Annotated in this window: 13 protein-coding genes; all 13 read left to right on the top strand. The window is 31.9% G+C overall.

Annotated features, from left to right (window positions below; all coding sequences use genetic code 11):
* Positions 1–16 precede the first annotated feature (16 nt).
* The gene (gene msrA / locus JQN76_RS10880; RefSeq protein WP_000159902.1) at positions 17–550 is read left to right on the top strand and encodes a peptide-methionine (S)-S-oxide reductase MsrA; all 534 of its coding nucleotides are present in this window, start codon (positions 17–19) and stop codon (positions 548–550) included.
* Complete coding sequence (gene msrB, locus JQN76_RS10875) at positions 543–971, top strand: peptide-methionine (R)-S-oxide reductase MsrB (RefSeq protein ID WP_000913315.1); 429 nt, start codon at positions 543–545, stop codon at positions 969–971. The genes msrA and msrB overlap by 8 nt, the downstream gene beginning before the upstream one ends.
* A gap of 11 nt (positions 972–982) precedes the next feature.
* Complete coding sequence (locus JQN76_RS10870) at positions 983–1,483, top strand: PTS sugar transporter subunit IIA (RefSeq protein ID WP_000473652.1); 501 nt, start codon at positions 983–985, stop codon at positions 1,481–1,483.
* Positions 1,483–1,704 (top strand): YozE family protein, encoded by a 222-nt coding sequence (locus JQN76_RS10865; protein WP_000801007.1) that lies wholly within the window; start codon positions 1,483–1,485, stop codon positions 1,702–1,704. Before JQN76_RS10870 ends, JQN76_RS10865 begins: the two co-directional genes overlap by 1 nt.
* 191 nt (positions 1,705–1,895) lie before the next feature.
* On the top strand, positions 1,896–3,386 hold the full coding sequence (locus JQN76_RS10860; RefSeq protein ID WP_000342125.1) for a S41 family peptidase: 1,491 nt from the start codon (positions 1,896–1,898) through the stop codon (positions 3,384–3,386).
* Positions 3,387–3,785: 399 nt separating this feature from the next.
* Positions 3,786–4,295: a GNAT family N-acetyltransferase gene (locus JQN76_RS10855; protein ID WP_000620194.1), complete on the top strand. Its 510-nt coding sequence runs from the start codon at positions 3,786–3,788 to the stop codon at positions 4,293–4,295.
* A gap of 11 nt (positions 4,296–4,306) precedes the next feature.
* Positions 4,307–5,377 carry an undecaprenyldiphospho-muramoylpentapeptide beta-N-acetylglucosaminyltransferase gene (locus tag JQN76_RS10850; RefSeq protein ID WP_000160904.1) on the top strand — a complete coding sequence of 357 codons (1,071 nt, stop codon included), beginning with the start codon at positions 4,307–4,309 and terminating at the stop codon, positions 5,375–5,377.
* A 16-nt stretch (positions 5,378–5,393) separates the two neighbouring features.
* Entirely contained in the window at positions 5,394–6,008 is a 615-nt protein-coding gene (locus tag JQN76_RS10845) for a phosphatase PAP2 family protein (protein WP_000084780.1), read from the top strand.
* A gap of 116 nt (positions 6,009–6,124) precedes the next feature.
* Positions 6,125–6,325 carry a hypothetical protein gene (locus tag JQN76_RS10840; protein ID WP_000184336.1) on the top strand — a complete coding sequence of 67 codons (201 nt, stop codon included), beginning with the start codon at positions 6,125–6,127 and terminating at the stop codon, positions 6,323–6,325.
* A 76-nt stretch (positions 6,326–6,401) separates the two neighbouring features.
* Complete coding sequence (locus JQN76_RS10835; protein ID WP_001788795.1) at positions 6,402–6,533, top strand: hypothetical protein; 132 nt, start codon at positions 6,402–6,404, stop codon at positions 6,531–6,533.
* Positions 6,534–6,794: 261 nt separating this feature from the next.
* Complete coding sequence (gene arlR, locus JQN76_RS10830; RefSeq protein WP_000192137.1) at positions 6,795–7,454, top strand: response regulator transcription factor ArlR; 660 nt, start codon at positions 6,795–6,797, stop codon at positions 7,452–7,454.
* The gene (gene arlS, locus JQN76_RS10825) at positions 7,451–8,806 is read left to right on the top strand and encodes a sensor histidine kinase ArlS (protein ID WP_000166802.1); all 1,356 of its coding nucleotides are present in this window, start codon (positions 7,451–7,453) and stop codon (positions 8,804–8,806) included. Before arlR ends, arlS begins: the two co-directional genes overlap by 4 nt.
* Positions 8,807–9,089: 283 nt before the next feature.
* On the top strand, positions 9,090–11,888 hold the full coding sequence (locus tag JQN76_RS10820) for a 2-oxoglutarate dehydrogenase E1 component (RefSeq protein ID WP_000180679.1): 2,799 nt from the start codon (positions 9,090–9,092) through the stop codon (positions 11,886–11,888).
* Positions 11,889–11,894 lie beyond the last annotated feature (6 nt).

Raw genomic sequence — 11,894 nt, 5'->3', positions numbered from 1 at the left:
AGAGGAGGTAATTCATATGACAAAAGAATATGCAACATTAGCAGGAGGATGTTTCTGGTGCATGGTTAAACCATTTACATCATATCCAGGCATCAAGTCAGTCGTATCTGGTTATAGTGGCGGTCATGTTGACAACCCAACTTATGAACAGGTATGTACGAATCAAACCGGCCATGTCGAAGCAGTACAAATTACGTTTGATCCAGAGGTTACTTCCTTTGAAAATATATTAGACATATATTTCAAAACATTTGACCCAACTGATGATCAAGGGCAATTTTTCGATAGAGGCGAAAGCTATCAACCAGTCATTTTCTATCATGATGAACATCAGAAAAAGGCTGCTGAGTTTAAAAAGCAACAATTAAATGAACAAGGTATTTTCAAGAAACCAGTGATTACACCTATTAAACCATATAAAAATTTCTATCCAGCTGAAGACTACCATCAAGATTATTACAAAAAGAACCCGGTACATTATTACCAATATCAACGTGGTTCAGGTAGAAAAGCGTTTATAGAATCACATTGGGGGAATCAAAATGCTTAAAAAAGATAAAAGTGAACTAACAGATATAGAATATATTGTTACACAAGAAAACGGCACTGAACCACCATTTATGAATGAATATTGGAATCATTTTGCTAAAGGAATTTATGTAGATAAAATTTCTGGTAAACCTTTATTTACATCTGAAGAAAAGTTTCATTCTGAATGTGGATGGCCTAGCTTTTCCAAAGCGCTTGATGACGATGAAATTATAGAATTAGTCGACAAATCATTTGGTATGTTGAGAACTGAAGTGCGTTCAGAAGAATCAAATAGTCATTTAGGACATGTCTTTAATGATGGACCTAAAGAAAGTGGCGGCTTAAGATACTGTATCAATTCCGCTGCAATTCAATTTATTCCATATGAAAAGTTAGAAGAATTGGGTTATGGCGATTTAATATCACATTTTGATAAGTAGGAGTGGAAAGTATGTTTAAAAAATTATTCGGAAAAGGCAAAGAAGTTCAGAAAGATATCGCAATTTATGCACCATTAACTGGAGAATTCGTGAAAATTGAAGATATTCCAGATCCTGTATTCGCACAAAAAATGATGGGCGAAGGTTTTGGTATTAATCCAACTGAAGGAGAAGTTGTGTCTCCAATTGCAGGACGTGTTGACAATGTCTTTCCAACTAAGCATGCGATTGGGTTAAAAGCAGATAACGGATTAGAATTATTAGTTCATATCGGTTTAGACACAGTTCAATTAGACGGTGAAGGATTTGAAGTGTTAGTGTCTAGTGGTGACGAAGTTAACGTCGGAGATCCATTAGTAAGATTCAACCTTGAATATATTAATAATAACGCTAAATCTGTAATTTCACCAATTATAATTACTAACACTGATCAAGCAGCTTCAATTAATATTTATGATGAAAATGCTGTGATTAAAGGTGAAACAAAAGTGATTGATGTGACAATGAACTAATGAAAAACTATTCGTTTTATCAATTTGTCATGACAGTTCGTGGTCGACACGACGATAAAGGTCGTCTAGCAGAAGAGATATTTGACGATCTTGCTTTCCCAAAACACGATGATGATTTTAACATACTGTCTGATTATATTGAGACACATGGTGATTTCACATTGCCAATGTCTGTATTTGATGATTTATATGAAGAATATACGGAATGGCTAAAATTTTAATATAATTTTTAATAATAATAGTTAGAACCAGGGTGATGCAATTCGTTATCCTGGTTTTAATTTAAAATAAACTAAGTTGTGACTAAAAATTAATCAATTATAGTGAAATATGGTGCGCTATCTTGCATAAATTGATATGATTAACTACACAGAATTTAAAAGTACATAATACATAATAAGGAAGTGATACAATGGATGATAAGCAACACACATCTTCATCCGATGATGAACGCGCTGAAATTGCAACAAGCAATCAAGACCAAGAAACTAATTCATCGAAACGCGTTCACTTAAAACGTTGGCAATTCATATCAATATTAATTGGTACAATCCTAATAACAGCTGTCATCACAGTTGTTGCATATATTTTTATAAATCAAAAAATAAGTGGTTTAAACAAAACTGATCAAGCAAACTTAAATAAAATTGAAAATGTGTATAAAATCTTAAATAGTGATTATTACAAAAAACAGGACTCTGACAAGTTAAGTAAAGCTGCAATTGATGGCATGGTCAAAGAATTAAAAGATCCTTATTCTGAATATTTAACAAAAGAACAAACGAAATCCTTTAATGAAGGTGTTTCAGGTGATTTTGTAGGTATTGGTGCAGAAATGCAAAAGAAAAATGATCAAATTATGGTTACTAGTCCTATGAAGGGATCTCCAGCAGAACGTGCTGGCATTCGTCCTAAAGATGTCATTACTAAAGTAAATGGAAAATCAATTAAAGGTAAAGCATTAGATGAAGTTGTCAAAGATGTTCGTGGTAAAGAAAACACTGAAGTCACTTTAACTGTTCAACGAGGTAGTGAAGAAAAAGACGTTAAGATTAAACGTGAAAAAATTCATGTTAAAAGTGTTGAGTATAAGAAAAAAGGTAAAGTTGGAGTTATTACTATTAATAAATTCCAGAATGATACATCAGGTGAATTGAAAGATGCAGTTCTAAAAGCTCACAAAGATGGTTTGAAAAAGATTGTTTTAGATTTAAGAAATAATCCAGGTGGACTACTAGATGAAGCTGTTAAAATGGCAAATATTTTTATCGATAAAGGAAAAACTGTTGTTAAACTAGAAAAAGGTAAAGATACTGAAGCAATTCAAACTTCTAATGATGCGTTAAAAGAAGCGAAAGACATGGATATATCCATCTTAGTGAATGAAGGTTCAGCTAGCGCTTCTGAAGTGTTTACTGGTGCGCTAAAAGACTATAATAAAGCTAAAGTTTATGGGTCAAAAACATTCGGCAAAGGTGTCGTACAAACTACAAGAGAGTTTAAGGATGGTTCATTGTTAAAATATACTGAAATGAAATGGTTAACGCCAGATGGTCATTATATTCACGGTAAAGGCATTAAACCAGACGTTACTATTGACACACCTAAATATCAATCTTTAAATGTCATTCCTAATACGAAAACATTTAAAGTTGGAGACGATGATAAAAATATTAAAACTATTAAAATTGGTTTATCAGCTTTAGGTTATAAAGTTGATAATGAATCAACGCAATTTGATAAAGCTTTAGAAAATCAAGTTAAAGCTTTCCAACAAGCGAATAAACTTGAGGTAACTGGTGAATTTAATAAAGAAACGAATAATAAATTTACTGAGTTATTAGTTGAAAAAGCTAATAAACATGATGATGTTCTCGATAAGTTGATTAATATTTTAAAATAAGCGATACACACTACTAAAATTGTATTATTATTATGTTAATGACACGCCTCCTAAATTTGCAAAGATAGCAATTTAGGAGGCGTGTTTATTTTTATTGACGTCTAACTCTAAAAGATATAAATTAGACATTTACAAATGATGTAAATAACGCAATTTCTATCATCGCTGATAACAATTCATGGTTTAATATGCAATGAGCATATACTTTTTAAATAGTATTATTCACTAGTTTTAACAATCAATTAATTGGTATATGATACTTTTATTGGTTATTTTTATCCCATAGTGTGATAATTACTATTTTTCATTCATAATAAAGGTTTAAAGCATGTTAATAGTGTGTAAGATTAACATGTACTGAAAAACATGTTTAACATAATGATATAAGGAGTGACGTACATGATCCGTCTAGGTAAAATGTCAGATTTAGATCAAATCTTAAATCTAGTAGAAGAAGCAAAAGAATTAATGAAAGAACACGACAACGAGCAATGGGACGATCAGTACCCACTTTTAGAACATTTTGAAGAAGATATTGCTAAAGATTATTTGTACGTATTAGAGGAAAATGACAAAATTTATGGCTTTATTGTTGTCGACCAAGACCAAGCAGAATGGTATGATGACATTGACTGGCCAGTAAATAGAGAAGGCGCCTTTGTTATTCATCGATTAACTGGTTCGAAAGAATATAAAGGAGCTGCTACAGAATTATTCAATTATGTTATTGATGTAGTTAAAGCACGTGGTGCAGAAGTTATTTTAACGGACACCTTTGCGTTAAACAAACCTGCACAAGGTTTATTTGCCAAATTTGGATTTCATAAGGTCGGTGAACAATTAATGGAATATCCGCCATATGATAAAGGTGAACCATTTTATGCATATTATAAAAATTTAAAAGAATAGAGGTAATATTAATGACGAAAATCGCATTTACCGGAGGGGGAACAGTTGGACACGTATCAGTAAATTTAAGTTTAATTCCAACTGCATTATCACAAGGTTATGAAGCGCTTTATATTGGTTCTAAAAATGGTATTGAAAGAGAAATGATTGAATCACAACTACCAGAAATTAAGTATTATCCTATTTCGAGTGGTAAATTAAGAAGATATATTTCTTTAGAAAATGCCAAAGACGTATTTAAAGTATTGAAAGGTATTCTTGATGCTCGTAAAGTTTTGAAAAAAGAAAAACCTGATCTATTATTTTCAAAAGGTGGATTTGTATCTGTGCCTGTTGTTATTGCAGCCAAATCATTAAATATACCAACTATTATTCATGAATCTGACTTAACACCAGGATTAGCGAATAAGATAGCACTTAAATTTGCCAAGAAAATATATACAACATTTGAAGAAACGCTAAACTACCTACCTAAAGAGAAAGCTGATTTTATTGGAGCAACAATTCGAGAAGATTTAAAAAATGGTAATGCACATAATGGTTATCAATTAACAGGCTTTAATGAAAATAAAAAAGTTTTACTCGTTATGGGTGGAAGCTTAGGAAGTAAAAAATTAAATAGCATTATTCGCGAAAACTTAGATGCATTATTACAACAATATCAAGTGATACATTTAACTGGTAAAGGATTAAAAGATGCTCAAGTTAAAAAATCAGGATATATACAATATGAATTTGTTAAAGAGGATTTAACAGATTTATTAGCAATTACGGATACAGTAATAAGTAGAGCTGGATCAAATGCGATTTATGAGTTCTTAACATTACGTATACCAATGTTATTAGTACCATTAGGTTTAGATCAATCCCGAGGCGACCAAATTGACAATGCAAATCATTTTGCTGATAAAGGATATGCTAAAGCGATTGATGAAGAACAATTAACAGCACAAATTTTATTACAAGAACTAAATGAAATGGAACAGGAAAGAACTCGAATTATCAATAATATGAAATCGTATGAACAAAGTTATACGAAAGAAGCTTTATTTGATAAGATGATTAAAGACGCATTGAATTAATGGGGGGTAATGCTTTATGAGTCAATGGAAACGTATCTCTTTGCTCATCGTTTTTACATTGGTTTTTGGAATTATCGCGTTTTTCCACGAATCAAGACTTGGGAAATGGATTGATAATGAAGTTTATGAGTTTGTATATTCATCAGAGAGCTTTATTACGACATCTATCATGCTTGGGGCTACTAAAGTAGGTGAAGTCTGGGCAATGTTATGTATTTCATTACTTCTTGTGGCATATCTCATGTTAAAGCGCCACAAAATTGAAGCATTATTTTTTGCATTAACAATGGCATTATCTGGAATTTTGAATCCAGCATTAAAAAATATATTCGATAGAGAAAGACCTACATTGCTGCGTTTAATTGATATAACAGGATTTAGTTTTCCTAGCGGTCATGCTATGGGATCAACTGCATATTTTGGAAGTGGTATCTATCTATTAAATCGATTAAATCAAGGTAATTCAAAAGGTATTCTTATAGGGTTATGTGCAGCTATGATTTTATTGATTTCCATATCACGTGTATATCTAGGTGTACATTATCCAACAGATATTATTGCCGGCATTATTGGTGGATTATTTTGCATTATTTTATCAACGTTATTACTTAGAAATAAATTAATAAATTAAATAGTAAAAAAACAAAAGCAGTAAACCTAAAGTGTCGTAAGGGTTTACTGCTTTTATAAAACGTTGTTATAACGTATATTGTCTTTTACGGGCATATAAAAGGGGAATATTTGAAAATGACCAATCCAACAAGAACGAAACGTTGTGGGGGGGATGTTCTATGTGGTATTGATAATCATTTTCAACTACTATTATACATTAGTGAGAATCATTGTCAATTAGAAACTAAAACTTTTTTTGAATATTTTTTAAGAATAGTAAATAAAACGCATGATTACGCTATTTTAGAAAATAAAAAAATTTGTATTTCTCATTAGAATTAGAATATTTAAAAGTGATGAGGTTTAAACATTATATTGTTTACATACTCCTTTTGAATTCATACATTATGAAATGTTACTTCCAAGTTCAAAATCGCACATTGAAATGATGTGTGAAATGTTTAAACTACGGTCATTTTGTGAAAATAAAGATAATAACTATTCATTTTACAATAGTGAAAAGTCAGTATATGACAACAATTAATATTGCGGTAAGGCCTTGTGTTACAGTATTCTATATTTAAGTACTGCAATCAGAATTAACAGAATGCCATTAACTGATTATTAAATATTTGAGTTAATAAATAATTAATGATTGTAGCTTGAAAAATTTAAAACATGGTTATTGATTTGTGATAAAATTTAAACGTAAACAAACTAATTTAAAAAGCAACTATTGTATAGAAAAATACAAAATTTAAAATATATTACCTTATTAGAAAAAGTCGTAATATGAGGTGTACAAATGACGCAAATTTTAATAGTAGAAGATGAACAAAACTTAGCAAGATTTCTTGAATTGGAACTCACACATGAAAATTACAATGTGGACACAGAGTATGATGGACAAGACGGTTTAGATAAAGCGCTTAGCCATTACTATGATTTAATCATATTAGATTTAATGTTGCCGTCAATTAATGGCTTAGAAATTTGTCGCAAAATTAGACAACAACAATCTACACCTATCATTATAATTACAGCGAAAAGTGATACGTATGACAAAGTTGCTGGGCTTGATTACGGTGCAGACGATTATATAGTTAAGCCGTTTGATATTGAAGAACTTTTAGCAAGAATTCGTGCAATTTTACGTCGTCAGCCACAAAAGGATATTATCGATGTCAACGGTATTACAATTGATAAGAACGCTTTTAAAGTGACGGTAAATGGCGCAGAAATTGAATTAACAAAAACAGAGTATGATTTACTATATCTTCTAGCTGAAAATAAAAACCATGTTATGCAACGGGAACAAATTTTAAATCATGTATGGGGTTATAATAGTGAAGTAGAAACAAATGTCGTAGATGTTTATATAAGATATTTACGAAACAAGTTAAAACCATACGATCGTGACAAAATGATTGAAACAGTTCGTGGCGTTGGGTATGTGATACGATGACAAAACGTAAATTGCGCAATAACTGGATTATTGTTACCACGATGATTACGTTTGTCACGATATTTTTGTTTTGTTTAATTATTATTTTTTTCTTGAAAGATACACTGCATAATAGTGAGCTTGATGATGCAGAACGAAGCTCAAGCGATATTAATAATTTATTTCATTCTAAGCCTGTTAAAGATATATCTGCATTAGACTTGAATGCATCTTTAGGTAATTTTCAAGAGATAATTATTTATGATGAGCATAATAATAAATTATTTGAGACATCGAATGATAACACAGTGAGAGTTGAACCAGGTTATGAACACCGTTATTTTGACCGCGTAATAAAAAAACGCTATAAAGGCATTGAATATTTAATTATTAAAGAACCAATTACAACGCAAGATTTCAAAGGGTATAGCTTGTTAATTCATTCACTAGAAAATTATGATAACATCGTAAAATCATTGTATATCATTGCGCTGGCATTTGGAGTGATTGCAACAATTATAACTGCCACAATCAGTTATGTATTTTCAACACAAATTACTAAACCGCTTGTCAGTTTATCAAATAAAATGATTGAGATTCGACGAGATGGTTTTCAAAATAAATTGCAATTAAATACAAATTATGAAGAAATAGATAATTTAGCAAATACGTTTAATGAGATGATGAGCCAAATTGAAGAATCATTTAATCAACAAAGACAATTTGTTGAAGATGCGTCACATGAATTACGAACACCATTACAAATTATTCAAGGTCATTTAAATTTGATTCAGCGATGGGGAAAAAAAGACCCAGCAGTATTAGAAGAATCGTTAAATATTTCTATTGAAGAAATGAATCGTATCATAAAATTAGTCGAAGAATTACTTGAATTGACTAAAGGAGATGTAAATGACATTTCTTCTGAAGCGCAGACCGTGCATATTAATAATGAAATTCGCTCGCGAATACACTCATTAAAACAATTGCATCCTGATTATCAATTTGATACGGATCTGACATCTAAAAATCTAGAAATTAAAATGAAACCTCATCAATTCGAACAATTATTTTTAATCTTTATTGATAATGCAATCAAATATGATGTGAAGAATAAGAAAATTAAAGTTAAGACAAGGTTAAAAAATAAGCAAAAAATAATTGAAATTACAGATCATGGAATTGGTATTCCAGAGGAAGATCAAGATTTCATTTTTGATCGCTTTTATCGAGTGGATAAATCTCGTTCAAGAAGTCAAGGCGGTAATGGACTCGGATTATCTATTGCTCAAAAAATCATTCAATTAAACGGAGGATCGATTAAAATTAAAAGTGAAATTAACAAAGGAACAACGTTTAAAATCATATTTTAATCATGACTGAGACGTCAATCAAAGTCATAGGATCAATTTTTTAAGTACACACTAGCTGTGACTAATGTATAAGAACAACTATAAAACAAATAAACAGTGGTTCTTTATCAATTCTGTTGTACTCCCAAAATTTACAATAAAATACATCTATAAACCTAGAAGAATCAACGCTTTTGTTGATTCTTCTTTTTAGCAGATAAATAGGTAAATCTACTTTAACAAATAACTAAATAGTGATATTATTACATTGTAAGCGTTTCAACATTTTTGTGGAGGGTGTAAAATGACTAACGAAAGAAAAGAAGTTTCAGAGGCTCCTGTAAACTTCGGTGCGAATTTAGGTCTAATGTTAGATCTATATGATGACTTTTTACAAGATCCATCATCTGTACCAGAAGATTTACAAGTCTTATTCAGCACAATTAAGAATGATGACTCAATTGTACCAGCTTTAAAAAGTACAAGTAGTCAAAATAGCGACGGCACAATTAAGCGTGTCATGCGTTTAATTGATAATATTCGCCAATACGGGCATCTTAAAGCCGATATTTATCCTGTAAATCCTCCAAAAAGGAAACATGTACCTAAATTAGAGATTGAAGACTTTGATTTAGATCAACAGACTTTGGAAGGTATATCAGCAGGAATTGTTTCAGATCACTTTGCCGACATTTATGATAATGCTTATGAAGCAATTTTAAGAATGGAAAAACGTTACAAAGGACCAATTGCATTTGAGTATACACATATTAATAACAATACCGAACGTGGTTGGTTAAAAAGAAGAATTGAAACGCCATATAAAGTAACGTTAAATAATAACGAAAAAAGGGCACTATTCAAACAATTAGCGTATGTTGAAGGGTTTGAAAAATATCTTCATAAAAACTTCGTTGGTGCAAAGCGTTTTTCAATTGAAGGGGTAGACGCACTTGTACCGATGTTACAACGTACTATTACGATTGCTGCGAAAGAAGGTATTAAAAATATACAAATAGGCATGGCTCACCGTGGACGTTTAAACGTTTTAACGCATGTCTTAGAAAAACCGTACGAAATGATGATTTCAGAATTTATGCATACAGATCCAATGAAATTCTTACCTGAAGATGGTAGCTTGCAGTTAACTGCTGGATGGACTGGTGATGTGAAATATCACCTTGGTGGCATTAAAACTACTGATTCATATGGTACAATGCAGCGTATTGCACTGGCTAACAATCCAAGTCACTTGGAAATTGTTGCACCTGTTGTTGAGGGGCGTACGAGAGCAGCACAAGATGATACACAACGTGCTGGGGCTCCGACGACTGATCATCATAAAGCAATGCCAATTATTATACATGGCGATGCTGCTTATCCTGGTCAAGGAATTAACTTCGAAACAATGAACTTAGGAAACTTGAAAGGCTATTCTACGGGTGGTTCATTGCATATTATTACTAACAATAGAATTGGATTTACTACAGAACCAATTGATGCACGTTCAACAACTTATTCTACAGATGTGGCCAAAGGTTATGATGTGCCAATATTCCATGTCAATGCTGATGACGTTGAAGCTACTATTGAAGCAATTGATATTGCAATGGAATTTAGAAAAGAGTTTCATAAAGACGTCGTTATTGATTTAGTAGGTTATCGTCGTTTCGGTCATAACGAAATGGATGAACCATCAATTACTAATCCAGTTCCTTATCAGAATATTCGCAAACATGACTCTGTTGAATATGTGTTTGGTAAAAAGCTTGTTAATGAAGGTGTCATTTCAGAAGATGAAATGTATTCATTTATAGAACAAGTCCAAAAGGAACTAAGACAAGCACATGATAAAATTAATAAAGCTGATAAAATGGATAATCCAGATATGGAAAAACCTGCAGAACTTGCATTACCGTTACAAGCAGACGAACAATCATTTACGTTTGATCATTTGAAAGAAATAAATGATGCATTGTTAACATATCCGGATGGCTTTAACATTTTGAAAAAGTTAAACAAAGTTCTTGAGAAGCGTCATGAGCCGTTTAATAAAGAAGATGGTTTAGTTGATTGGGCACAAGCAGAACAACTTGCATTTGCGACAATTTTACAAGATGGTACACCGATTCGCTTAACTGGTCAAGATAGTGAACGTGGTACATTCAGTCATAGGCATGCCGTGTTACATGATGAGCAAACAGGTGAAACATATACACCTTTACATCATGTTCCTGATCAAAAAGCGACATTTGATATACACAATTCTCCGCTTTCAGAAGCAGCAGTAGTTGGTTTTGAATACGGCTATAATGTGGAAAACAAAAAAAGCTTCAATATTTGGGAAGCGCAATATGGTGATTTTGCAAATATGTCACAAATGATTTTTGACAACTTCTTATTCAGTTCTCGCTCAAAATGGGGAGAACGTTCAGGATTAACATTATTCTTACCTCATGCATATGAGGGTCAAGGACCTGAACATTCATCAGCAAGATTAGAGCGATTTTTACAATTAGCTGCTGAAAATAATTGCACAGTTGTCAACTTATCTAGTTCAAGTAATTATTTCCACTTATTGCGTGCACAAGCAGCTAGTTTAGATTCTGAACAAATGCGACCATTGGTTGTTATGTCACCAAAAAGCTTATTGAGAAATAAAACAGTTGCCAAACCAATTGATGAGTTTACTTCTGGTGGATTTGAGCCAATTTTGACAGAATCATATCAAGCGGATAAGGTTACAAAAGTTATTTTAGCAACTGGTAAAATGTTCATTGATTTAAAAGAAGCATTAGCTAAAAATCCAGACGAATCAGTGTTACTCGTTGCGATTGAAAGATTGTATCCATTCCCAGAGGAAGAGATTGAAGCATTACTAGCACAATTGCCAAACCTTGAAGAAGTGTCATGGGTACAAGAAGAACCTAAAAATCAAGGTGCATGGTTATATGTCTATCCATATGTTAAAGTGCTAGTTGCAGATAAATATGATTTAAGTTATCATGGCAGAATTCAAAGGGCTGCTCCAGCTGAAGGCGATGGAGAAATTCATAAACTTGTTCAAAATAAAATTATAGAAAATGCATTAAAAAATAACTAGGGGGAA

It is taken from the genome of Staphylococcus sp. SM3655 (genome assembly GCF_016917315.1).
GTDB lineage: Bacteria > Bacillota > Bacilli > Staphylococcales > Staphylococcaceae > Staphylococcus > Staphylococcus aureus.
The sequence above is the reverse complement of the archived record's forward strand: the minus strand, read 5'-3'. Positions and strand labels throughout refer to the sequence as shown.

What these genes read in the sequence shown, in the direction of transcription:
- JQN76_RS10865 (WP_000801007.1), top strand. Translation starts at nt 1,483, where the DNA reads ATGAAAAACTATTCGTTTTATCAATTTGTCATGACAGTTCGTGGTCGA.
- arlR (WP_000192137.1), top strand. Translation starts at nt 6,795, where the DNA reads ATGACGCAAATTTTAATAGTAGAAGATGAACAAAACTTAGCAAGATTT.
- arlS (WP_000166802.1), top strand. Translation starts at nt 7,451, where the DNA reads ATGACAAAACGTAAATTGCGCAATAACTGGATTATTGTTACCACGATG.
- JQN76_RS10855 (WP_000620194.1), top strand. Translation starts at nt 3,786, where the DNA reads ATGATCCGTCTAGGTAAAATGTCAGATTTAGATCAAATCTTAAATCTA.
- JQN76_RS10870 (WP_000473652.1), top strand. Translation starts at nt 983, where the DNA reads ATGTTTAAAAAATTATTCGGAAAAGGCAAAGAAGTTCAGAAAGATATC.
- JQN76_RS10820 (WP_000180679.1), top strand. Translation starts at nt 9,090, where the DNA reads ATGACTAACGAAAGAAAAGAAGTTTCAGAGGCTCCTGTAAACTTCGGT.
- msrB (WP_000913315.1), top strand. Translation starts at nt 543, where the DNA reads ATGCTTAAAAAAGATAAAAGTGAACTAACAGATATAGAATATATTGTT.
- JQN76_RS10840 (WP_000184336.1), top strand. Translation starts at nt 6,125, where the DNA reads ATGACCAATCCAACAAGAACGAAACGTTGTGGGGGGGATGTTCTATGT.
- JQN76_RS10835 (WP_001788795.1), top strand. Translation starts at nt 6,402, where the DNA reads ATGTTACTTCCAAGTTCAAAATCGCACATTGAAATGATGTGTGAAATG.
- JQN76_RS10850 (WP_000160904.1), top strand. Translation starts at nt 4,307, where the DNA reads ATGACGAAAATCGCATTTACCGGAGGGGGAACAGTTGGACACGTATCA.
- JQN76_RS10860 (WP_000342125.1), top strand. Translation starts at nt 1,896, where the DNA reads ATGGATGATAAGCAACACACATCTTCATCCGATGATGAACGCGCTGAA.
- JQN76_RS10845 (WP_000084780.1), top strand. Translation starts at nt 5,394, where the DNA reads ATGAGTCAATGGAAACGTATCTCTTTGCTCATCGTTTTTACATTGGTT.
- msrA (WP_000159902.1), top strand. Translation starts at nt 17, where the DNA reads ATGACAAAAGAATATGCAACATTAGCAGGAGGATGTTTCTGGTGCATG.